Annotated in this window: 23 protein-coding genes and 1 rRNA gene; 15 read left to right on the top strand and 9 right to left on the bottom strand. The window is 69.0% G+C overall.

From position 1 onward, the window contains the following. Positions 1-137: 137 nt before the first annotated feature. The gene (locus tag ACJ8AT_RS09320; RefSeq protein ID WP_407737299.1) at positions 138-461 is read right to left on the bottom strand and encodes a hypothetical protein; all 324 of its coding nucleotides are present in this window, start codon (positions 459-461) and stop codon (positions 138-140) included. Positions 462-941: 480 nt separating this feature from the next. Further along, on the bottom strand, positions 942-1,127 hold the full coding sequence (locus ACJ8AT_RS09325; RefSeq protein WP_407737300.1) for a hypothetical protein: 186 nt from the start codon (positions 1,125-1,127) through the stop codon (positions 942-944). Positions 1,128-1,205: 78 nt separating this feature from the next. On the opposite strand from ACJ8AT_RS09325, the gene ACJ8AT_RS09330 reads away from it, so the two are divergent. The 8 genes from ACJ8AT_RS09330 (at position 1,206) to ACJ8AT_RS09365 (ending at position 9,246) form a co-directional block, all read left to right on the top strand. After that, a complete protein-coding gene (locus ACJ8AT_RS09330) occupies positions 1,206-2,456 on the top strand; it encodes a tetratricopeptide repeat protein (RefSeq protein WP_407737301.1) in 1,251 nt (416 codons plus the stop codon). A gap of 71 nt (positions 2,457-2,527) precedes the next feature. Then, complete coding sequence (locus ACJ8AT_RS09335) at positions 2,528-3,169, top strand: hypothetical protein (RefSeq protein ID WP_407737302.1); 642 nt, start codon at positions 2,528-2,530, stop codon at positions 3,167-3,169. A gap of 109 nt (positions 3,170-3,278) precedes the next feature. Continuing rightward, entirely contained in the window at positions 3,279-4,439 is a 1,161-nt protein-coding gene (locus tag ACJ8AT_RS09340; RefSeq protein WP_407737303.1) for an AAA family ATPase, read from the top strand. After that, positions 4,436-5,041: a DUF4276 family protein gene (locus ACJ8AT_RS09345; protein WP_407737304.1), complete on the top strand. Its 606-nt coding sequence runs from the start codon at positions 4,436-4,438 to the stop codon at positions 5,039-5,041. Before ACJ8AT_RS09340 ends, ACJ8AT_RS09345 begins: the two co-directional genes overlap by 4 nt. A 111-nt stretch (positions 5,042-5,152) precedes the next feature. After that, positions 5,153-7,273 (top strand): tetratricopeptide repeat protein, encoded by a 2,121-nt coding sequence (locus tag ACJ8AT_RS09350; protein WP_407737305.1) that lies wholly within the window; start codon positions 5,153-5,155, stop codon positions 7,271-7,273. Between the two features lie 141 nt (positions 7,274-7,414). Continuing rightward, a complete protein-coding gene (locus ACJ8AT_RS09355) occupies positions 7,415-7,996 on the top strand; it encodes a PRC-barrel domain-containing protein (RefSeq protein ID WP_407737306.1) in 582 nt (193 codons plus the stop codon). A gap of 128 nt (positions 7,997-8,124) precedes the next feature. Further along, positions 8,125-8,508, top strand: coding sequence for a hypothetical protein (locus tag ACJ8AT_RS09360; RefSeq protein ID WP_407737307.1), 384 nt, complete (start codon positions 8,125-8,127; stop codon positions 8,506-8,508). Positions 8,509-8,718: 210 nt separating this feature from the next. Then, positions 8,719-9,246, top strand: coding sequence for a CDP-alcohol phosphatidyltransferase family protein (locus ACJ8AT_RS09365; RefSeq protein WP_407737308.1), 528 nt, complete (start codon positions 8,719-8,721; stop codon positions 9,244-9,246). A gap of 49 nt (positions 9,247-9,295) precedes the next feature. Here ACJ8AT_RS09365 and ACJ8AT_RS09370 read toward each other — a convergent pair whose 3' ends face one another. Beyond that, entirely contained in the window at positions 9,296-10,195 is a 900-nt protein-coding gene (locus ACJ8AT_RS09370) for a hypothetical protein (protein WP_407737309.1), read from the bottom strand. Between the two features lie 165 nt (positions 10,196-10,360). Beyond that, positions 10,361-10,939: a hypothetical protein gene (locus tag ACJ8AT_RS09375; RefSeq protein ID WP_407737310.1), complete on the bottom strand. Its 579-nt coding sequence runs from the start codon at positions 10,937-10,939 to the stop codon at positions 10,361-10,363. A 220-nt stretch (positions 10,940-11,159) separates the two neighbouring features. Here ACJ8AT_RS09375 and ACJ8AT_RS09380 point away from each other — a divergent pair, with 220 nt between their 5' ends. Further along, positions 11,160-11,777 carry an RNA polymerase sigma factor gene (locus tag ACJ8AT_RS09380; RefSeq protein WP_407737311.1) on the top strand — a complete coding sequence of 206 codons (618 nt, stop codon included), beginning with the start codon at positions 11,160-11,162 and terminating at the stop codon, positions 11,775-11,777. Continuing rightward, positions 11,774-12,301: an anti-sigma factor family protein gene (locus ACJ8AT_RS09385; protein WP_407737312.1), complete on the top strand. Its 528-nt coding sequence runs from the start codon at positions 11,774-11,776 to the stop codon at positions 12,299-12,301. Before ACJ8AT_RS09380 ends, ACJ8AT_RS09385 begins: the two co-directional genes overlap by 4 nt. Before the next feature lie 80 nt (positions 12,302-12,381). Here ACJ8AT_RS09385 and ACJ8AT_RS09390 read toward each other — a convergent pair whose 3' ends face one another. The 3 genes from ACJ8AT_RS09390 to ACJ8AT_RS09400 form a co-directional block, all read right to left on the bottom strand. Beyond that, positions 12,382-14,172: a S8 family serine peptidase gene (locus ACJ8AT_RS09390; protein ID WP_407737313.1), complete on the bottom strand. Its 1,791-nt coding sequence runs from the start codon at positions 14,170-14,172 to the stop codon at positions 12,382-12,384. A gap of 205 nt (positions 14,173-14,377) precedes the next feature. Beyond that, positions 14,378-16,072: a glycerol-3-phosphate dehydrogenase gene (glpD, locus tag ACJ8AT_RS09395; RefSeq protein WP_407737314.1), complete on the bottom strand. Its 1,695-nt coding sequence runs from the start codon at positions 16,070-16,072 to the stop codon at positions 14,378-14,380. Positions 16,073-16,282: 210 nt separating this feature from the next. Continuing rightward, positions 16,283-16,444: a hypothetical protein gene (locus ACJ8AT_RS09400; RefSeq protein WP_407737315.1), complete on the bottom strand. Its 162-nt coding sequence runs from the start codon at positions 16,442-16,444 to the stop codon at positions 16,283-16,285. A gap of 213 nt (positions 16,445-16,657) precedes the next feature. Here ACJ8AT_RS09400 and ACJ8AT_RS09405 point away from each other — a divergent pair, with 213 nt between their 5' ends. From ACJ8AT_RS09405 to ACJ8AT_RS09425, 5 genes are all read left to right on the top strand, one after another. After that, positions 16,658-17,080, top strand: a complete 423-nt coding sequence (locus ACJ8AT_RS09405; RefSeq protein ID WP_407737316.1) for a hypothetical protein — start codon at positions 16,658-16,660, stop codon at positions 17,078-17,080. Positions 17,081-17,161: 81 nt separating this feature from the next. Then, the gene (locus ACJ8AT_RS09410) at positions 17,162-17,506 is read left to right on the top strand and encodes a hypothetical protein (RefSeq protein WP_407737317.1); all 345 of its coding nucleotides are present in this window, start codon (positions 17,162-17,164) and stop codon (positions 17,504-17,506) included. 83 nt (positions 17,507-17,589) lie between these two features. Continuing rightward, a complete protein-coding gene (locus ACJ8AT_RS09415) occupies positions 17,590-18,660 on the top strand; it encodes a tetratricopeptide repeat protein (RefSeq protein WP_407737318.1) in 1,071 nt (356 codons plus the stop codon). A gap of 129 nt (positions 18,661-18,789) precedes the next feature. Then, positions 18,790-18,981, top strand: a complete 192-nt coding sequence (locus tag ACJ8AT_RS09420) for a hypothetical protein (protein ID WP_407737319.1) — start codon at positions 18,790-18,792, stop codon at positions 18,979-18,981. Positions 18,982-18,984: 3 nt separating this feature from the next. Next, positions 18,985-19,185, top strand: coding sequence for a SlyX family protein (locus ACJ8AT_RS09425; protein ID WP_407737320.1), 201 nt, complete (start codon positions 18,985-18,987; stop codon positions 19,183-19,185). 37 nt (positions 19,186-19,222) lie between these two features. Here ACJ8AT_RS09425 and ACJ8AT_RS09430 read toward each other — a convergent pair whose 3' ends face one another. Both ACJ8AT_RS09430 and rrf read right to left on the bottom strand, forming a co-directional pair. Continuing rightward, a complete protein-coding gene (locus tag ACJ8AT_RS09430) occupies positions 19,223-19,669 on the bottom strand; it encodes a hypothetical protein (RefSeq protein ID WP_407737321.1) in 447 nt (148 codons plus the stop codon). A gap of 161 nt (positions 19,670-19,830) precedes the next feature. Continuing rightward, positions 19,831-19,947, bottom strand: a 5S ribosomal RNA gene (gene rrf / locus ACJ8AT_RS09435). Between the last annotated feature and the right edge of the window lie 84 nt (positions 19,948-20,031).

Raw genomic sequence — 20,031 nt, forward strand, 5'->3', positions numbered from 1 at the left:
ACCGTGAGTTGAGCGTACCTCCAGCGCTCGACGCCAAGCTGAAAGCGCAGCTGCGGCCGGGAGTCCAGGCGGTCCTCAATGGATTGACGGAGGACCCGCTGACTACCGGGGCCAGCATCATGAATCGCTTTCTGGCCTCACGCTTGTTCGCGCTCGGCATCCACTACCGCTCCGGAAAGCTGAAGAGCTCCCGCCGCGTCCGCGCTGAATACGAGGTGACCTTCAGCTCGGGAAAGACCGAGCGCTTCCACCGTGTCATCTTCCGCCACGGTCCCCAGTCCACCCTGGAGCAAGACTTCCCTTGGCTGCCCAAGGAGGCTCTCGCCAAGATGCGTGCCCGCAGCGAGCTGGATCAAACGCGGGAGGTGCTCTGGGAGGACGCCTTCCAGCGGCAAGGTGCGCAAATCACCACGAGCCCCGTCCCCCGCCAGCCCTTGCCCCTTTTCAAACTGCCCGAACAATTCACCTCCCGGTTCATCGGCCGCGAGGAGCTCCTGAGCAAGCTCGTCAGTGCCAGCCTCCAGAGTGAACCGCGCCCTGGCCTCATCTATGGCCTAGCTGCTGCGGGGAAGAGCCGGGTCGCGCTCGAGCTCCTCCGTCACACCAGCGTGGCGAGACACTATGGGAGCTCGCGATACTTCGTACGTGTCGATGGAATGAGCGGTGAGGACTCGGTCTTCGGCCTCATCGCGGAAGCCCTCGGCGTGGCTCCCGGCGCTGACCTGAAGGCACGGGTACTCTCTGCCCTCTCGGCAGGTCCCGCCCTCCTCGTTCTGGACGGATTCGACTCGCCATCGTTGGACACCCCAGCCATGCAGCAGGTGCTGGAAGAACTCGCGAGTATCGAGGGACTGACCCTGATGCTGGCAGGCCGGAAGCTCCCTCGGCTGTTCACGCCGCAGTCCTCGCTCACGTTCCCAGTGCCCCCCTTGGACGCCGATTCAGCACGCGCGCTCTTCGGCGACCTCGTACCTCAGGCAGACCTCTCGGATCCGTTGCTTGAACAGCTCCTCGAGTTCCAAGAGGGCAATCCGCTCTACATCCATCTCCTCGCGGGACTGGCGAAGAGCCACCTTTCCGGCGAGCCTGCTCCGGTTTCCCTGCGGACACTCTGGCAGACCCTCCACCAGGACCTCCGTGGGTCTCCCAGTGCTCCTGGTTCTCCACTGGGCGGTCTTATCGGGCAGGCGCTTCGTTCGCCGCTGATGACCGAGGCGGCCCGGAAGCTGCTCTCCATCCTTGCCCGGCTGCCGGGAGGAGCCTCCCAGGCGGACCTTGCTCGTCTCGTCCCCGGCGAAGCTGAGGCCGCCGGCAGGCTCACCACGCTGGGGCTCATCCACGTGGACGAGTTCTCTCGCCGGAGCGCCCACCCGTTCATCCGTGAGTATGTGAGCACCGCCCTCCCGCTTCAACCCGAGGAGCTCTCTCGAGTCATCGCGCACTATGGGGGCCTCGCGGCCCTCTTCGGTCCCCGGGTCGGCGGCACCAAGGGCGCCGAGGCCCTCGAGCTGCTCCGCGTTGAGCTGGAGAACATCGAGGCCATGCTCCTGGAGGGGCTTCAGCGGGCCGAGGTCCAGGTGGTCATTGATCAGATCCTGGACCTCAATAACTTCTGGCGGTTCTCCGGCTATGGCTCCTCCCATGTCGTGGCGAAGGCCCGCACGGTGGCACAGAAGCGAGGAGACAGACTGCGCGAGGCGCTCTGCCTGCAGGTCGAGGGGCAAATCCTCCTGGAGCGCTCGAGCCACCGCGAGGCCGAGGCCCTCTTTCGCAAGGCGCTGCCCGTCTTCAAACAGGCCGATCCCGAGCTCTCCGAGAAGAGGAGCACCCTGGGCTACGCGCGCTGCATCCGTGGGATCGGGTCGATCGCGCTCGATGGGCAGAGGCTCGACGAAGCCGAGTCCTCTTTCCAGCAGGCCCTCCACCTCTTCGAGAAAGTGGGCTCTCCTCTGAGCGAGGGCAACTGCATCCACTGCCTCGGCAAGGTCGGCCTTGAGCGTGGACTCCTCCAGGAGGCGCGCCTCAAGTTCGTCGAAGCGAAGCACCTGTTCGAGAGGCTCGAAGACCGTCTGGGGCGGGCCTACTGCCTGCGGAATCTGGGCGAGTTGGACGCCTCTCCCGCCCTGCTGGAAGAGGCCCGCACGCTCTTCTCCGAGGTGGGCAACCTACGCGGCCAAGCACATTCCATTCGGTGCCTCGGAAATCTCGCCTTGAAGCGCTCGGCACTCGATGACGCTCAAGCGCTCTACGAACAAGCACGCCCCTTGCTCAAGCGGGTAGGCTCTCTGCGCGGAGAGGCCAACTGCCTGATGGGTCTCGGGAACGTGGCGCTCCAGCGTTCGCAACCGGAGATCGCTCGCGTCCACTTCGAGGAGGCATCGCAACTCTTCGAACGTGTCGAGGACAAGCGCAGCCTGGCCCAGTGTGAACGCCATCTCGAGACGCTCCGCAGCTAGGGGACTCGGCCTGCCTGAAATATGGCCTCCGCAGGCTTGAAGAGACGCCTCGGGCCTTTAGACTGGGGGCGATGGCCACCTTCGCTCCGCTGTGGGCGCTGGTGCCTGGGGGCAAGGGAGTGCCGCTGGCGAAGGTGGGCGGCGAACCCGAGCCCGTGGGCCCCATGCGCTGGCCGGTATGCCGCATGTGCGGCACGCCGATGCGCTTCCTGTTCCAGCTCCCGCATGTGCCCGGGAAGGTGGACCTGTCGCCGTACGCGGCGGTGTACGTGTTCCAGTGCGAGAACCCGGACACGGCCTGCTACCGCTCGATGCCGGAGGAGGGAGCGAACGCGGCGGTGCCGGTGCGCGCGGGCGAGCCGACGGTGGAAGGCGAGCGGCCCCAGGGCATTGCTTACAACGCCTGGAGCCTGGGCTTCGCGCCAGCCGAGGAGGACACGGCAGCGCTCTCGGTGGACGTGAACGAGGCCACGCGCGAACAACTCCAAGCGCTCGATAGGGCGCAGGAGGCCGCTCCAGAGAGCAAGGTGGGCGGAGTACCGGTGTGGCTGAACGGAGACGCGATGCTCGAGTGCTGTGGCGAGCCCGCGCGCTTCGTGGCACAGCTGTCGGCGATGCCGTTCGGGCTGGACTTCGGGGACAACGGCCGGGGCTACCTGTTCCGCTGTCAGCGCCAGCCCGAGCACTTCCTCTTCTTCTCGCAAGGGGCGTGACAGAAGTGGGTAGGAAGAACTCGACAGCGGCGCCTCAAGCTGATTGGAACGTAGTCACCCGAGGACGCCCCATCGGGTCACCCTGGTGATGCCCGCGGAGGGACTGTCCATGTTTCTCAAGAGCCTCCACCTCCAGAACCTGCTGTCCTTCGGCCCTGACAGTCAGCCCATCACCTTCGGCGCCCTCAACGTCCTGATCGGCCCTAACGGCTCGGGCAAATCGAACCTCATCGAGGCGGTTGGTCTGCTTGCGGCCACACCTCGCAGCCTGAGCGACGCCTTTCGAGAAGGTGGTGGCGCGGCGGAGTGGCTCTGGAAAGGAAGCAAGGACCCTCTTTTCGCGAGCATTGAGAGCACCATCGATCTTCCGTTCTTCGATCCAACCTGGACCCTGACTCACACACTGGAACTCAGTGAGAGCGCCCAACGCTTGGTGGTCCACGACGAGCGCGTCATAACCCCGCCTCGGGCGCCAGACTTGGACGAAGACATCCACTTTGCTTATTTCGAGGGGCGCCCGCACATTCGCCTCCGCGACACCCTAAAAGAGATGAACCCGAAGGAGTTCAAGAGCACTGAGTCCGTTCTTTCTCAGCGCCGAGATCCAGACGTCTATCCAGAACTGACTTTCCTAGGGGACTTCTACGGCGAGATTGCTCTTTATCGGGACTGGTCCTTCGGTCGGACAACGCCTCCCAGGCTCCCTCAGCCTGCTGACCTCCCCAACGAGCAACTGCTACCGGATGCACGAAACCTGGGCCTGATCCTGAACCAGATTCGCAAGAATCCGGAAGCCAAGGAGGCCCTCCTGAAACACCTGAGCGTGCTCTACGAGGGCATCCGCGATGTCGACGTCAGCGTCGTAGGCGGCACGGTCCAGGTCTTCCTGCACGAGCACAAGTGGATCATCCCCGCCACCCGGCTGTCGGACGGAACTCTGCGGTGGCTCTCCTTGCTCGCCATCCTCCTGAACCCTCAACCCCGCTCCCTGGTATGCATCGAAGAGCCGGAGATGGGGCTTCATCCCGATCTCCTCCCGCCGCTTGCCCAGCTCCTCCGGGAGTCCTCCGCGCGGATGCAGCTCATCGTCACGACCCACTCGGATGTGCTGATCGATGCGCTTACGCCCGAGTCGGTCATCGTCTGCGAGAAGCACGAAGGCTCGACCACGATGAAACGGCTCGACAGTGGTGAGCTGGCCGAGTGGCTCAAGAAGTACTCCCTCGGACAGCTCTGGCGGCGAGGTGAAATCGGGGGGAATCGCTGGTGAGCGTGCGGATCTACGTCGAAGGTGGCGGTAACACCGGCGCCCTGAAGAGCGAGTGCCGTCGAGGCTTCTCTCAGTTCTTCGCGAAGTTCATCCCGCCTGGGAAGCAGCCCAAGGTCATTGCCTGCGGCAGCCGGAACGAAGCGCTCGATGACTTCAGCACCGCCCTGCGCCAATACCCCGGCGAGCACATCGTTCTGCTGGTGGACGCGGAAGCGCCGGTGAACCCCAAGAAGACCATCTGGGAGCACCTGAAGCAGCAGGACGGATGGGCTCCCCCAAGCGGCGCCACCGAGGACAACACCCACCTCATGGTTCAGTGCATGGAGAGCTGGTTCCTGGCAGACCCTGAGACGCTGGCGGGTCACTATGGCCAAGGATTCCAGGAGTCGGCGCTCCCACAGAACCGGAACATCGAGGACATCGCCAAGTCGGCCGTGTTGCATGCGTTGGAGTCAGCAACTCGCCAGAGCAAGACCAAGGGCAAATACTCCAAGGGTGGGCACAGCTTCGCCATCCTGGCCTTGATCGATCCGAACAAGGTCCGCCGCGCCTCACGGCACGCTGAGCGTCTGGCTGTAACGCTCCTGCAGTTCTCTTCGTGAGCCACCGGCCGGGCAGGCTTCACCGCGGAGGGCCCCCAAGCCTCCCTGCTCCCTTCCCTGGACGCTGCTTGTGCTCCGTACCCGTCCGGGGGACCATCCGGGCACCGCCTCATGCTCCAACCTCGCCTCGCCTCCCGCCTCGTTGCCCTCCTCGCGCTCGCGGCGCTCTCGAGCACCCGGTGCTCGCGCCAGTCAGAGTCCCAGTCAGCTCCTCCGGCTGCCGCTCCGAGCCCGACGGCTCCCAGCGCGCCCACCACGAAGCAGGACGCCCCTCCCAAGCCGGAGCCCACCGCCCCCCAGGACGCCGCGCCCAAGCAGGCCACTCCTGCCCAGGCCACCACCACCGCCGCCAGCGACAAGGCCCTGCCCCCCACCACCGCCTTCGCCGGCTCGGAGGCCTGCAGCGAGTGCCATGAGGAACAGCACACCGCCTGGCACCAGGACTGGCACTCGCGCGCCCTCTCCAAGGCCACGCAGAAGTTCGTCGTGGGCAACTTCCGCGACGCCCACTTCAAGGGCGACTCCAGCGAGGCGTGGATGTCCCGGCGCGACAATGGGTACGTCATGCGCACCCTGGGCGTGGACGGCAACGTGTCGGACTACCCTGTCCAGTGGGTCATCGGCGGCAAGCGCATGCAGGATCCGGTGACCCTCACCCAGGACGGCCGCTGGCAGGTGCTCCCCGTCTACTTCCACGTCACCGGCAAGAGCGCGTGGGTGGACTACTCGGAGAAGCGCCAGGGCAAGCTGACGCCGGATCACCCGTTCTTCTGGGCCAACTTCGCGCGCAGCGCCCAGCACGCGTGCCTGGACTGCCACACCACGGGCCTGGACGTGCGCTACGACCGCGGCGCCCACCAGTGGAGGACGACGTTCGCGGATCCCGGCGTCGCGTGCGAGAGCTGCCACGGCCCCGGCGCCCGCCACGCGGAGACGCAGGACCCCAAGGACATCGTCCAGCCCAAGCGCCTGCCGCCCGAGCTCGGCATGGCCGTGTGCACCCAGTGCCACGGTCCGCGCCGCACGCTCTTCCCCATGCTGGACGCGGCGCACCACTTCCGCCCGGGCCAGCGCTACGAGGACTTCTACCAACCCATGGTGCTGCTGCTGGGCAACGACGTCTCCGGCGACTACTTCGAGGACGGACGCCCGAGCACCAGCAGCTTCGAGAACCAGGCCCTCACCCAGTCCCTGTGCTTCATGAAGGGCGGCGCCACGTGCCTGAGCTGCCACTCCGCGCCTCACCAGAAGCACGCGCCCAATGAGCTCCAGCTCCCCAAGAGCGCCTCGGCGGGAGTGTCCCCTCCCAATGCGACGTGCCAGGGCTGCCACGCGAGCGTGTTCGCCCAGGGCAAGCAGCACACCCACCACAGCTCGGCCGCGGCCCCGGACTGCATCGCCTGCCACATGCCGCCCGTCGTCACCGGCGTGCTGGATCACTTCGCGGACCATGCCATCGGCGTCCCCGTGCCCCAGAACACCGTGAAGCACGCCATCCCCAACGCCTGCAACGCGTGCCACACCCACGAGAAGCAGAAGCCCGAGGACATGGCGCAGGCCCTCGAGCGCTGGTGGCCCGAGGCGAAGAAGCGCCAGGAGCGCCGGCTCCGGCTGGCGGACGCCTTCGCGGACAAGACGGCCGCGCAGAGCCGCCCCTCCCTGGAGGCCGTGCTCGCCGACGCGCAGGAGGCCTCCGAGCTCCGAGGCGCCGCCGCCCTGTTCCTCGCCCGCCGCTTCCATGCCGAGGCCATCCCCGCCCTGCGCGCCGCGCTCCCGGACGCGAAGGACTCGCTGCTGCGCTCCCAGCTCGCCGAGGCGCTCGGGGCGGCGCAGGCCCGCGTGGCGGTCAATGAGCTCGCGCCGCTGCTGAAGGATCCGTCCATCTGGGTGCGCCAAGCGACGGCCTTCGCGCTGACGCAGCTGGGAGACTCGCGAGGCATGGCCGCCCTGGAGACCTTGGCGCAGCAGCCGGAGACCTCGGGGCTGATGGCGCCCCATGCGATGCTCGGGCAGCTGGCGATGCGCCGGAAGGAGCTGCCCAAGGCCACGCGGCAGCTCGAGCAGGCCCTGGACGTCCAGCCGTACTACGCGGATCTGCTCGTGATGCTGGCGGACCTCTACATGGTCCAGGGCCAGCCGGACAAGGCGCGGGAGCGGCTGGAGGACGCGGTCCGCTTCGCTCCGCAGAACCAGGGTGCTCGGGAGCGGCTGTCCGCCCTGCAGGGCCGCTGAGCGGGCAGCCATGGAGCCGCCAGAGGAAGAGGGCTCGCCTCTGCTGCTGTGACTCGCAGTCCCCATCTTTCGAGTGGAACGTGCCAGGGCCTGCCCGGTCCCCGCCCTGGCCTTCACTTCGAGCGAGCGGAGGAGCGAGCCATGAACCAGCGCACGAACATCCGAAGAGGCATGGCCGTCATGAGCAGCGACGGCGTGCAGATGGGGCGAGTCATCGACGTGATGACGGACGCCATCATCATCGAGAAGGGCCAGTTCTTCCTCCGGGACTTCCGGATCCCCATCGACGACATCTCCACGGTGCAAGGAGATGCGCTCATCCTCATGAGGGACCACACCGCGCTGAGGAAGGCGGACTCGGAAGCCGCCGCGGGCGCGGGGAAGGCCACCGTGGGGATCGCGGGCATCGCCGCGCCGCCACCGCAGGGAGGGCTGGGGCTGGGGCCGACGGATCTCACCGAGGCGCGCATGGACAGCGCCAAGTTCCAGGACCACGGCCAGTATGAGCTGCGGCCCACGAGCGAGGCCGCGCCCGCCATCGAGGAGCAGCGGCGTGTCCGGGTATCGACTCCCCCGGGTCCGTCCGTCCCGCTGGCGCACGAGCCGCCGCTGGCGGAGCGCCGCGCCGCGGGCCCAGGGTGGGATCCGCTGAGCGTCGACGAGGAGCAGGAGGAGGCCCCGCGCACGAGCGGTCCGGACCCCAAGGCCCCCACGCGCTACTAGCCCAGGATGTACCTCATCCCGCTCTGAGCCGCCCTCCCGCCTCGAGGCGCCAGCCGCGCTAGGATGGCCGCATGCCCAGATCTGCTCCTCGTTCTTTCTCCCATCGCATGCCACTGCTGGGGGCACTCATGAGCGGGCTGATCCTGCTCGGGACGCCGGCCACCGCCAGGGCCTCCTCGAAGAAGAAGCCCACGGCTACCAGGACGAAGGCAGCGGCGCCGCAGAAGTCCAGCCCCGCTCAGTCCCTGTATGAGGATGCGGCCAAGCTGCTCCGGGCAAAGCAGTTCAGTGAAGCCGCGGCCATGGCCCAGCGCTGCATCGACGCGGATCCCCAGCTCGCGGATTGCCACATGCTCCGCGGATCCGCGCTCGCGGGCGAGACCCAATGGGAAGAGGCCGCCGGTGAGTACCGCACCTTCCTGCGCATGGCGCCCGATCACCGGCTGGCCCCCAAGGTGAGGCAGACGCTGGAGAGCTACGAGCAGACCCAGGCCCCGCCCGAGTCCCCGTAAGGAACGGGCTCCGGCGAGCAGGCGGGCGCTTGCCGCTGCCCCCGCTCGGCGAAGGAGGAGGCTCATCACAATCTGCCAGGAGGAATCTCCTCCTTATTTTGAAGGCAGAGCCCGAGAGCCACCATGCGCCGAGCCCCTCTCCTTAGCCCCTCCGACATCCCCGACAGGCCCGTCCTCCCGACGGCTGAGCCGCGAGTCCATCCCTCCTGGATGCCTCGGCGGGTGCAGCTGGTGCTGTTGAACTCGCTCTCGCTGTCGCGCCTGGTGCTCGCGGCGTTGTTTTTGATCACCTCCAACACCCTGCTGCGTGCCGGGCTGATCGTGCTCGCGGGCGTGACGGACGTGCTCGATGGCTGGATCGCCCGCCACGCGCGGCTCACCACGCGCCTGGGCGCGCTCATTGATCCGATAGGAGACCGCGGCTTCGCGATGACGGCCCTCCTCGCGCTGCTGCTCGATGGGCTGCTCACGCCCGTGCAGGTCTGCCTGCTGGTGCTGCGGGACGTGGGCACCGCGGTGGGCTTCCTCGTCGCGCGCATTTCTCCATCCATGCGCCCGGTGGAGCTCAAGGCGCGGATGCTCGGCAAGGCCACCACGGCGTTGCAGACACTGACACTGCTCGCGGCGCTGCTCCTGCCTGTCATCGTGCGGCCGCTCGTCGCCACCGTGGCGGTCCTCTCCGTCGCGGCCGTGGTGGACTACTCGCGCGCCGTGTTGCGGGCGCGAGTCCGTCCGTAGGCCCACGGGCGCAGCCCGCTTCCCAGACGAAGGGCCGCTGGCGCCGCCCTCACTTCGTGGGGAGGGTGGTGACCTCCGTGGCCTGGCTGTGCCCGGAGAGCATGTCCACCACGGCCCGTACGCGGGTGCCCTCCTTGAGCTCCTGCGCGGAGATGCGCTGGCCCTTGCGGAGCACGCGCGTCTTGTCCCCCAGCTCCACCGTGAAGGGCTTGCCCGCCTCGTCCACCAACACGAGCCGTCCCGCCGACACCGAGCGCACCCTGCCCGTGTAGATGGCATTCACCACGGCCTCGCCTTGTGCAGCCGTGCTCCGCGCGCCTGTCTCCTGAGCCGTCCCCGCGCGCAGCGGCGTGCCTGAAGAAGTCCCTCCCGCCACCGCCGCGCCCTGCGGCGCCGTCCCGTTGGAGGCCGTGCTCGGATTGGCAGCCGCTCCCGATGACGAGCCGCTCGGGGCCACACCCGCCTGCCCGGAGCCCCCCACGCCCGTGTTCGCGCTCACGTTGTCGAGCTGCGCCCGGAGCTGCGCCAGCTCCTGCCGCATCTGCGTCACTTCTTGCTGGAGTTGCTGGACGGACTGCGACAGCCCCGTCGTGCCAGTCCCTGCCGCTCCCACGGTCTGCCCGGCTCCGCTCGCCAGCGAACCCGGCCCCGCCGTCGCGCCGGGGCCCGCTGTGTCCGAGGTCCCAACCGTCCCATTTCCGCCCGTGCCGCTCGTCGGGCCAGTACCCGACGACGTCTCGGAGCCGCCCACGCCGCTGGTGCCAAAGCTGACCCTCAAGCCTCCCTCGCTCGTCCCCTGAGTCGACATGCCCTGGAGCCGCGAGTCCGCGGCATCCGCGTCCACCGCATTCCCGGGGTTCGTCGTGTCGCTCTGCGCCAGCAGCACTCCCGAGCCACACAGGAGCACCAACCCCACGAGCCCCACCACCGCCAGCATGACGTTCCGCATCGGCCGCACCTCCCCCACCCCGCACAAGGTTGTCGGTTGAACGCCGCGGGGCAACGGTGCGCGGGACGAGGCACGGGATGCGCCACCGCCCGCTCAACCGCTCCCCTTCCGCCCTCGTCCCGTCCGCGCCGATGACCCGCCACCGGCGCGGGCTGAGGGACTCGCTCAGCGAGACGGTGGCTGTGTGTGCTTCAGGACCTGGAGGACGACCACCTGGTCCTCGGCGTCTCCCGGTCGAGTCACCGTCCTCACAGGAGTGCCTGCCTTGAGGGCCTGCAGCGAGACGGCGGCCCCATCCGGTCCCAGCACCCGCATCCGCTCCCCGAGGCCGAACTCATAGACCCGTTGACTCGGGCCCCGCATGACCAGCCGGCCTGGCGTCGCGGATCTCAGCAACGTCCCCACGAAGATGTCCTCGTTGGGCCCGGTGGACGCCGCGGAACAGCGCGGGCTCAGGCCACTGCCTCCCGTGCCCGAGTGAGCCTGGAGCGACTGGCTCCGCTGGGCTCCCAGGATGCCCGGGAACCGAACTCCCCCCTGAGGTATCTCGAGAATGATCCCCGAGTTGTCGCCCGCCTGCCCCGAGCCCACCGCGCCCTGCGGCTGGACGGCCCCATTGGAGGCCCCCTGTCCCCGCGAGGCCCCCTGTGTCTGCTCGGTAGGCTGCCGCTGCGCCCCCTGGGCCAGCGCCCCACCGGGAGCCGCCCCCATCAGGCCCAGCACCACCCAGACTCCTCGTCGCATGTGTCGCTCCTTGTTCTCCCTCCTCCGGGAAGGTGGGCTCGACCCGCTGTAGAACGCCCAGGAGCCACACCTACCCCTCCCCTCATCCCCCGCCCAGCAAGGGTAGGAGCGAGTGGGTTTCCCTCTCGGCGCAGTTGGGGCACGCTGGCGGGGCCGCGAGCAGCCGGAAGAAAGGGAGGGAGCCCTGAAACCACCGGCCGGCTCGTGTCACTGAGGATCCGTGGCTCCCCTGCTCGCCTTGCGAATGTTCGCCGCCGGAGATGAGGCCCCCGAGGCCCGGGAAGGGGAGCGCACCCTGCTGCGCCGCGCCCGCGCTGGGGATCCGGCCGCCTTCCGCCTCCTGTTCGAGCGCCACTCGCCGTCCGTCTGGCGGTTCCTCAAGGACTCGTTCCGGGACGAGGCCGCCGCGGACGAGGCCACCCAGGAGACCTTTGTCCGCGCCCATGGGCGGCTCCACACGCTGAAGGATGAGGACCGGCTGGCCTCGTGGCTGCTGGGCATCGCCCGGCGGGTGTTCCTGGAGGCCCGCCGCTCGCGAGGCGTCCACCTGGACGTGGAGGGTGAGGAGCACGAGGGCCTGGTGGAGGCGGTGCTCCCCACGCCCACGCCGGAGGACCTCTTGCTGGACCGGGAGACAGAGGCGCTGCTGGCGGAGGCGCTCGGGCACGTGCGCGAGGAGCGGCGCTCGGCGCTGATGCTGCGCATCGATCATGGCCTGCCCTACGAGGAGATTGCCCAGGTGATGGGCTGGTCCCTGCCCAAGGTGAAGAACGAGATCCACCGCGCGCGGCTGCAGCTCCGCGAGCGGCTGGCCGCCCACGTCGGAGGTCGCCCATGAGCCTCGCCTGCCGCGAGCACGAGCTGGACGCGCTGCTGGCCGGGGAGCTGTCTCCCGCGGAAGCGGAGCGCGTCCGCACGCACGCCGAGGGATGCGCCGCGTGCACTCACACCCTGGCGTGGCTGAAGCTGGAGCGCGGGTGGATGGCGCAGCGGGCCCGCCGCATACCCGCGCGGCCCGCGCTGAACTTCTCGGCCCTGGAGGCCCGGCTGGCCGCGGCGAAGGGGGCCGCCCCCGCGCCCGGGGCCTCGCCGCGCCGGGCCGCGAGGTCCGCGCCGCGCCAGGGCCACTGGTCTCACCGGGGCATGATGGCGCTGGGAGCTGCCGCGGCCGTGGCCTTCATGGTCTTCGGTGTGGCGCAGGTGCGCCCGGTGAACGCCCTCGAGGAGCCCTGGAGCCAGGAGGTCCTCGCCTCGGGCCTGCTGGAGGCCTGCGTGGACACGAGCGGCGAGGAGATGGCGGCCACCGAGGATCGCTTCAGGGCGTGCCTCATCGCCTCGCCGGCCCTGGCGTCATCGGACTGAGCCGAGCGCTGGAACTCTCCCGGGCCCGAAGGCGGGGTGAGGGCTCACGAGTCCCTCACCCCACCGGAGCCGCGGAGGGCTCAGGGCGCGGGGAAGCGCGTCTGGAGCAGATCCAGCGCGGCCTTGGCCTGCACCAGCCCGTGGCCGTAGGTGCTGTCAGGCCCGGCGGTCCCCAGATCCTTGGCGGAGTCCTCGAGCAGCTGACGCACCTGGGCCGCCGTGAGCGTGGGGCGCGCGCTCCACACCAGCGCGGCCACACCGCTCACGTGCGGGGTGGACATGGAGGTACCCGACAGGCGCGCGTAGTCCACGCCGACGAGCTTCACCTCGGCCTCCTTGCCCTGGAGCGACTTGAGGGTGGCCCCGTCCGCGTTGGAGACGGCGGCCGTGGGCACCCACGTGCCGTCGGTGCCCAGGGTGAAGTTGCCGATGCCGTCTTTCGGATCGTTATTGCCGATGATGACGGCGCGCGCCCCGGCCCGGCGCATGAAGTCCACCTTCTTGGCGAAGGTGAGGCCGGCGCCCAGCTCATCCGTGCCGCCGCGATCCACGTACGCCACGAAGCCACTGCACGTGGCCTCCTTGCCGCACGCGTCGCGCGAGTCGCCGACGCCACAGTTGAGCATCGTGCCCGCGTAGTCGCCCGTCGGGGCGAACGAGACCGCGTTGGAGTTGAACGGCTGCCCGTCCACCGACACCTGGGAGTAGGACTCGGAGCCGATGATCATCGCGGACAGCACGTCCACGCCGGGGGCCACCAGGGACAGCGACGGGCCCACCTGCGAGAAGATGGCGTGCTCGTTCTTGAAGTTCACCGCGCCCACGGCCATCACCCCGTCATACCCCGCGGGGTACGCGATGCCGAGCGCCGCATCCCCGACCGCGTCTCCGGTGGCGCTGTTGCCGCTGGCCGCGACGGGGAGGATCCCCCCCTGGATGGCCTTCTTGAAGGCCTCTTCCTCGGTGGGGCTGGGGTCCGAGGCGCCCAGCGACAGCGAGACGATCTTCGCTCCCTGCGTCTGGCACCAGTCCAGCGCGGAGATGATGTCCGAGGTGCTGCCGTTGCCCTTGGTGTTGAGCACGCGCGCCACGAGCAGCTCCACGCCGGGCGCCACGCCCACCACGCCGTTCGGATCATCCCCGGGGGCCACCGAGCCGGCCGAGCCCAACTGCGCGACGATGGTGGCCGCCGTGTGCGTGCCGTGGCCGCCGCCCCACTTGCCGGTGGTGGCGTCGAAGTCCAGCGGGTCGTCATCGTGGTCGACGAAGTCCTTGCCGCCCGCGTACGCGGCCCTCAGCTCGGGCTGGCGGTTGTCCCAGCCGCTGTCGATGACGCACACCTTGATGCCCGAGCCGTTGGGGGCCTTGTCGTCGAGGATGCCGTCATTGTTGGCGTCCCACACCTGGGGGGCCTGCACCTGCTTCAGCCCCTCGGTGTACTCGCCCACCCCGCCCTGGGTCACCACCGCCTGCCGGGTGAAGGCATGCACCGGCCGGTCCGGCTCGATGGCGAGCACATCGGGATCGTTCGCCAGCGCCTCGCGCTCCTGGCGCGACAGCCGAGCGGCCACGGCGCCCAGCCGGGACCAGCGCGCCTTCACCACGCCGCCCGAGCGCGTCACCGCATCCGAGGCGCCCTGAGCGGCGGAGGCGGCCGACACGGTCCGGCGGTAGCGGACGAGCACGGGCTCACGGCCATCCAGCGCGGCGGCCTGGGGCTCCTCGGAGTCCAGCGCCATGCCCTGGGAGGACATGCCCGCGGAGGGCAGTGCCTGTGCCACGTCCATGCAGTCCGCGCTCGCGGGCTGCTTATCATCGCCCTTGCAGGCCGACACCAGCCCCACAAGCCCTAGCAAGACCCAACGCTTCATAGTCGCTCTCTTTCGCTCCTGGCGGAGTGGTACGACTGCCGGCTCCGTACCAGCCGGAATGAACGGGCCGACCGGCAACCGCGTTCCCGAGCGATGTTAATCACGGTGTCTGGATGGCCGCCCATGAAGGGAGCATGCTCGCACAGCGGCGCACACCAATTCACAACGAAGGCGTGCGCCGACGAACGAAGGCCAACGGAAGCTGTCAACCATCGGCCGGGTCGACGTTGAAGATGCGGCCCGCGTCTTGGGAGTAAGCCTCGAGCTGGCGCTGGGTCTCGGCGGCGTCCCAGCCCAGCCGAGGGGCCATCACCTCGGCAGCGGCGCGAGCGGCCTCGGCGCCCTGGTCGCGCGTCTCGAAGGCGACCTTGAGTCGGCGGATGAGCAGATCAGCCAGGGTGTGGACGAACTCGTGGGTGACGCCGTAGGCGGCCTCGGCGCGCAGATAGGGCAGGCCCTCGACGAGCGGCCGAGAGAGCGAGTCCTCCGCTCGGGTGAAGGCCCACACCTGACGCCAGCGGCTGCCATAGGCGCGCACCAGGTGGAGCGCCACCTCGGCATGGCCCACCTCGGGGAGCGCGGCCTGCAGCCCCGCGTCGAAGGAGGGCAGGTCGCCGCCGGGCAGCGGCAGCGTCTCGGTGACCGTCTTGCGGCGGGGCACGCCGAGCTGGTGCTCCACGGCATTCACCACGTCCCGCGCCATGACGCGGTAGGTGGTGAGCTTGCCGCCGCTGATGGCGATGACGCCGCTGGGGCTGAGATCGATCGCATGCTCTCGGCTGGCGCTGCCGGCATCTCCGCCGCCGCTGTAGCCCCGGGACACCAGGGGGCGGATGCCGGCCCACGCGCTGACGACATCGGCGCGCGCGAGCTTCGCCTGGGGGAAGAAGGCGTTGGCGGAGGCGAGCAGGTACTCCACATCCTTCTCGCTGGCGCGGACCTCGGCGGGGTGGGCGCGGGTGGAGGTCTCCGTGGTGCCGATGATGGTGTGCTTGCCGGCGGGGAGGATGAACATGACGCGCCCGTCCAGGGGGGACAGGAGCGTGAGGGCCTCGCGGTTGCCCACGCGCTCGCGCGGGACGGAGATGTGGACGCCCTTGCTGCCGCGCACGGCGTGGGTCTCGCCCGTGGCGTCGAGCTTGCGGATCTCATCGCTCCACGGGCCGGTGGCGTTGACGAGCACCCGGGCGCGGACGGTCAACTCCTGGCCGGAGAGGTGATCCACCATGACGGCGCCGCGCGCCTTGCCCTCCTCGATGACGAGCCTGCGCACGGAGGCGTGGTTGAGGATGACGGCGCCGGCCTCGGAGGCGCCGAGGGCGTTGGCGAAGGTGAGGCGCGCATCGTCGGTGGCGGCGTCGTAGTAGCGGGCGCCACCCGTGAGTCCGTCCGGGAGCAGCCCGGGCTCGGCCTCGATCGTCTGGCGAGCGTTGAGGCCCCGGTGGCCCTTCACGTTCCGGAAGAGGGCCAGGGCGTCATAGAGCATGAGGCCAGCGTTGAGCTTCCACCGAGGGATGCGCGCGCCCTTGTACACGGGCCAGGTGAAGGCCAGGGGCCGGACGAGGTGGGGGGCGAGGCGCAGCAGGCGCATGCGCTCGATGCTGGACTCGAAGACGAGGCCCAGGTGGCCATGCTCCAGGTAGCGCACGCCGCCATGAATGAGGCGGGACGAGCGGCTGGAGGTGCCACTGGCGAAGTCCTCGCGCTCGACGAGCGCCACGCGAAGTCCACGCAGGGCGGCATCGCGAGCGGCCCCCGTCCCCGTGACGCCGCCGCCGATGATCAGGACATCGAAGGCCTCGGAGCCCAGAACGCGCAGCCGCTCGGCGCGAGGGGGCGGCGGTGGAGGAGTCTCCTGCTCGGTGGGGGTGCGAATGAGGGCAGCGGATTCTTGACGCACGGGGGGAGTGTACCGGCCAGCGCCGCGAGACGGCAGGGAATGTGCACGCACCGCGTCAGAAGGGGGACACCCCACCGGCCCCAGCGAGCATGAATCCGTCCATCCGTCAGCACCGCGAAGACAGCGGGCAGCAGTCGGAGCGGGCGTGAGCGCCTTGCAAGGCAGGCGAAAGGTGGCCAGGCCGGACCTGGGATTGATCCACCCGGGGAGCTAGCCCTTCTTGTCTTGCTGCTGAGACGGGTGGGCGGGGTGCTCCGGGTTCATCTGGTTGGAGCGGTTGTCGTCCGCGGCCTTCTTCTCGTGGCTGGTTGGGTTCTTCGCATTCGAGCGCTGATCATTAGGACGGGGGGTCTTGCCGCTGTCTTGGGCCATGGCGTTCTTTCTCCTTATGGGGCCAGAACTTGGCCCCGGGACGGGTGAAGGAGGAGCCCTCGCGAGGCGAGGCAGGAGCCTGGAAGGTCAAGGAGGTGTCAGCCAGTCATCGGCGGCTTTGTGCAGCGGGGAGAATGGATCGGGCGGAGGCTCGAGCGACCCGGTGCCAACCTGCCCGCCAGTGCATAGCTGAACACGAGGGAGGTGGAGCAGGTGCGAACGGTAACCTACGAGCGCAACGGGCGGACGAACACAGGCGCGCAGGCGGTGCGAGTCGAAGGACTGCGCTTCCTCCGAGTACTGGAGCAGGGCGAGGAGATCAGCGAGCGGGAGCTGACCCCCGAGGAGGTCGACCGGCTGACGCCGCTGATGGAAGCGGCGGCCAGGCAGCCAGCCCCGGCGGTGATGCGAGCAGCGGAGGGAGGCCCGAACGGGATGTCGGTGAGCCTGGCCTTCGAGGACGAGGAAGCGCCGCGAGTCTGCCTGAAGGCCAAACGGCTCCCCGCCAAGGGAGCAGGCGCACCGTACGACGAGCTCCTGGAGGAGCTGGATGCGCTGCTGACCGCGGAGCTTCATGCCCGGGCGCCACGGCACGCACACGCGGTGCTGCCGCACATGCTGCGCGTCGAGGAGTAGGCCTCGCCCGCTCTTCTCGACGAGCCCAGGCCCGAGCAAGGCCCTGTTGCTGGGCAAGCCCGAGCGTGACAGAGAGAAGGGATGACGCGGGTTCGGTTCGGAGTCTATCGAACGGTAGGCGAGGCACGGTTGCTGGCGGGAGTGCTGGAGGCGTCGGGGCTCTCGGTGGAGGTGCGCGGAGAGTCGCTGGCCCCCCTGAGCGGAGAGATTCCGAGCACGGAGACGTGGCTCGAGCTGTGGCTGTGGCCTCACGAGGTGGAGGCGGCACGGCAGCTCATCGCGGAGCTGGAGGAGAACCGGGAAGCCGCGGAGCAGGAAGTGCAGTGTCCGCGCTGCCGTGAGGAGAACCCGGGGAACTTCGAGCTGTGCTGGAGCTGCGGCCTGGATCTGCCCTCGACGCTGCGGCCTCGGTTGCGGGCGGTTTGAGCCCCACGGCCGGGCGCTGGAGCCCAGGAGCCATGAGAGTGACAGGAGTGCTAGCGAGCAGGCCCGGAGGCGGATAGGGATTCATGAAGGAGCCGTCGCCAGGAGACGGCAGGCGGAAGCCCGGCCCCGTGGGGCGGCGGCCCGAGCATCAGCGAGGCAGCGGCGTGGAGGAACGAGTGCAGGAGACAGCAGCCACTGGCTCCCAGCCACAACCGCGAGGGCGGCGGATGAGCGGCGCGGTGCGGAGCGCGCTCGCGGTGTGCGGTGTCGCGTTCCTGGTGCACCTGATCCCGCTCTTCCTCCCGAGGAACATGCCCGAGCAGGAGCTGGCGATCGCGAGGGTGACTCGGGAGGTAGAGAACCGGTTGCCCGTGCTGAAGCCGTTGAAGAACAACCCCAAGGCGACGGGAGCGGATCTGCGCGAGGCCGCGGAGCTCCTGCTGGACGGAGCGCCGGCGGAGGCTCGGGAGCTGATCGAGGAAGCGGACCGCCGGGAGCCGGGGGCCGTGGAGACGCAGCTGCTGCGAGCGCGGATCTGCCGCGTGGAGCGCGCGGAGCGCTGTGTGCAGGAGTCCTTCGAGCGAGCCGCACGGCTGGCGCCAACAGACGCGCGGCCGGATCTGCTCTGGGCGGACATGCGCGAGCAGGACGGAGACCTGGCGGCTGCGGCGGAGGCGTTGGATCGAGCCCGGAAGAAGTCCCCGGAGGAGCTGGCGTTGCAGCTCCGGTACTCCCGGCTCTTGAGCGCGGCGGGCCGGCCTGACGAGGCGGAAGCCACCCTCCGAGCGCTGGGGCCGAAGCTGCCAAAAGAGCAGCTGTTCCTGGAGCTGGGGCTGCTCCGGACACGGGCGGGCCGGACCCAGGAGGCGCGCGGCTTCTTCGCCCAGGCGGTGGCGGAGAGCCCCCGGTCGGCGGCAGCGCACTACCAGCTCGGGGTGACGCAGTTCCAGCTGGGAGACCTCGACGCGGCCGAGGAGGAGCTGCGCGAGGCGGATCGGCTGGACGTCTCGGATCCCCGGCCGCTGGCGGCGCTGTGCGCGATGCAGCTGAAGGCGGGCCGGCTCGACGCGGCGCGAGTGACGAAGATGGACCTGGAGCGCCGCTTCCAGGATCAAACGGAGCTCATCCGGGGTGCCTGCCGCTCGGACCGCTGACGCTCCTTCTCAGGGCTCGATGCCTCGGATGCGGCGAAGCAGGTGAGCGGAGCGTTTGACCTCGAGGTCGACCGAGCCATCGGCGATCTCCGTCCGAACGACGGCCTGAAGAAAGGGAACGGCCTCTTCTTGACGCCCCTGCTCGACAAGCATCTCCCCGAGCGCCATCCGAGCCTGGGTCAGCAGGACCAGGTCCTCCGCGGCGACGGCGGCATCAATGGCGTCACTGAGGGCGGCCTCGGCGAGCTCTTCCTGGCCTCGAGCGAGCAGCTCCCGGGCCCGCTGGATGTGTTCGAGGGTCTTCAGATGAGGTATCCCTGACGCATGGACGAGTCGCGCCTCATCGAGCTGGAGCTGCGGTACATGCAACAGGCGGAGCTGCTGCAGCAGCTCAGCGACGTACTCTACGCCCAGCAGCAGGAGCTGGCCGCGCTGAGAACCGAAGTGGAGCTCCTGAAGCGCAAGCTGGAAGGAGAGCCGGGGCTGGTGGACGCCAAGCAGCAGGAGCGTCCACCGCACTACTAGGGCGAGCGCCTCGAGCCCCACCCTGCCCACCGGGCGCTCAGAACCTGTACCCGAACCTCAGACCGACCGTGGGATTGGGAGACAGGTACCCCACCTCGACGCCAAAGCTGATCGCGCCGCTCTGGAGGCCAAAGCCAAAGGCCGCATGAGCGCGGAAGGTGTCCCCCGCGAAGAGGATCCACGGCCCGGCGAGCCCCTCGATATAGAACTGCCGGGCGAGGTTGGCGTGCAACACGAGATCGATGGGGATGCCCAGGGTGTTGGGCGAGGCCACCAGCATCGCGCCGAACCGGCCGCCAATGGTGAGCGGGCCCGCCAGGTGGGTGTCGACGCCGAGCGTAACCTGGAAGGTGCCGGTCTTTTCGAACCAGTAGTCCGCCCCAAGCCCGAGACGGATGTTGGTGGCGGCCTCGGAAGAGCTCGGGGCCAACAGCAGCCCCACAGCAAGGACACCGCCGAGGAAGCAGAGACTCAGTCGTTTCACGCGATGGCTCCTGGGAAAGCGAGGGAGCCGCCACTCAAGCAGGCCCACGAGCCAGCCGCCAGAAACAGGATCGCGCCTGATGAGACGCAAACACTGCAACGGCAGGAAAAAAAAACGCCCCTGGGGCCCAGTGAAGGGCGCCAGGGGCGCGAGGTAAAAAAATCCGGCAGCGACCTACTCTCCCACGCGGTTTCCCGCGGAGTACCATCGGCTCTGGAGGGCTTAACTTCCGTGTTCGGGATGGGAACGGGTGTGACCCCTCCGATATAGCCACCGGAAAATGAGTGACAAGCAAGCACACGAAGGCAGAAAGGATTGCTGCTGAGAAGAGAAGCTGTATGCCGTGATTCTCTCGGGCCGGC

Origin of the sequence: Hyalangium sp. (assembly GCF_045802625.1) — a bacterium.
Classification (GTDB): domain Bacteria; phylum Myxococcota; class Myxococcia; order Myxococcales; family Myxococcaceae; genus Hyalangium.

What these genes read in the sequence shown, in the direction of transcription:
- ACJ8AT_RS09330 (WP_407737301.1), top strand. Translation starts at nt 1,206, where the DNA reads ATGACCGAGGCGGCCCGGAAGCTGCTCTCCATCCTTGCCCGGCTGCCG.
- ACJ8AT_RS09335 (WP_407737302.1), top strand. Translation starts at nt 2,528, where the DNA reads ATGGCCACCTTCGCTCCGCTGTGGGCGCTGGTGCCTGGGGGCAAGGGA.
- ACJ8AT_RS09340 (WP_407737303.1), top strand. Translation starts at nt 3,279, where the DNA reads ATGTTTCTCAAGAGCCTCCACCTCCAGAACCTGCTGTCCTTCGGCCCT.
- ACJ8AT_RS09350 (WP_407737305.1), top strand. Translation starts at nt 5,153, where the DNA reads ATGCTCCAACCTCGCCTCGCCTCCCGCCTCGTTGCCCTCCTCGCGCTC.
- ACJ8AT_RS09355 (WP_407737306.1), top strand. Translation starts at nt 7,415, where the DNA reads ATGAACCAGCGCACGAACATCCGAAGAGGCATGGCCGTCATGAGCAGC.
- ACJ8AT_RS09360 (WP_407737307.1), top strand. Translation starts at nt 8,125, where the DNA reads ATGAGCGGGCTGATCCTGCTCGGGACGCCGGCCACCGCCAGGGCCTCC.
- ACJ8AT_RS09365 (WP_407737308.1), top strand. Translation starts at nt 8,719, where the DNA reads ATGCCTCGGCGGGTGCAGCTGGTGCTGTTGAACTCGCTCTCGCTGTCG.
- ACJ8AT_RS09370 (WP_407737309.1), bottom strand. Translation starts at nt 10,195, where the DNA reads ATGCGGAACGTCATGCTGGCGGTGGTGGGGCTCGTGGGGTTGGTGCTC.
- ACJ8AT_RS09375 (WP_407737310.1), bottom strand. Translation starts at nt 10,939, where the DNA reads ATGCGACGAGGAGTCTGGGTGGTGCTGGGCCTGATGGGGGCGGCTCCC.
- ACJ8AT_RS09385 (WP_407737312.1), top strand. Translation starts at nt 11,774, where the DNA reads ATGAGCCTCGCCTGCCGCGAGCACGAGCTGGACGCGCTGCTGGCCGGG.
- ACJ8AT_RS09390 (WP_407737313.1), bottom strand. Translation starts at nt 14,172, where the DNA reads ATGAAGCGTTGGGTCTTGCTAGGGCTTGTGGGGCTGGTGTCGGCCTGC.
- ACJ8AT_RS09400 (WP_407737315.1), bottom strand. Translation starts at nt 16,444, where the DNA reads ATGGCCCAAGACAGCGGCAAGACCCCCCGTCCTAATGATCAGCGCTCG.
- ACJ8AT_RS09410 (WP_407737317.1), top strand. Translation starts at nt 17,162, where the DNA reads ATGACGCGGGTTCGGTTCGGAGTCTATCGAACGGTAGGCGAGGCACGG.
- ACJ8AT_RS09415 (WP_407737318.1), top strand. Translation starts at nt 17,590, where the DNA reads ATGAAGGAGCCGTCGCCAGGAGACGGCAGGCGGAAGCCCGGCCCCGTG.
- ACJ8AT_RS09425 (WP_407737320.1), top strand. Translation starts at nt 18,985, where the DNA reads ATGGACGAGTCGCGCCTCATCGAGCTGGAGCTGCGGTACATGCAACAG.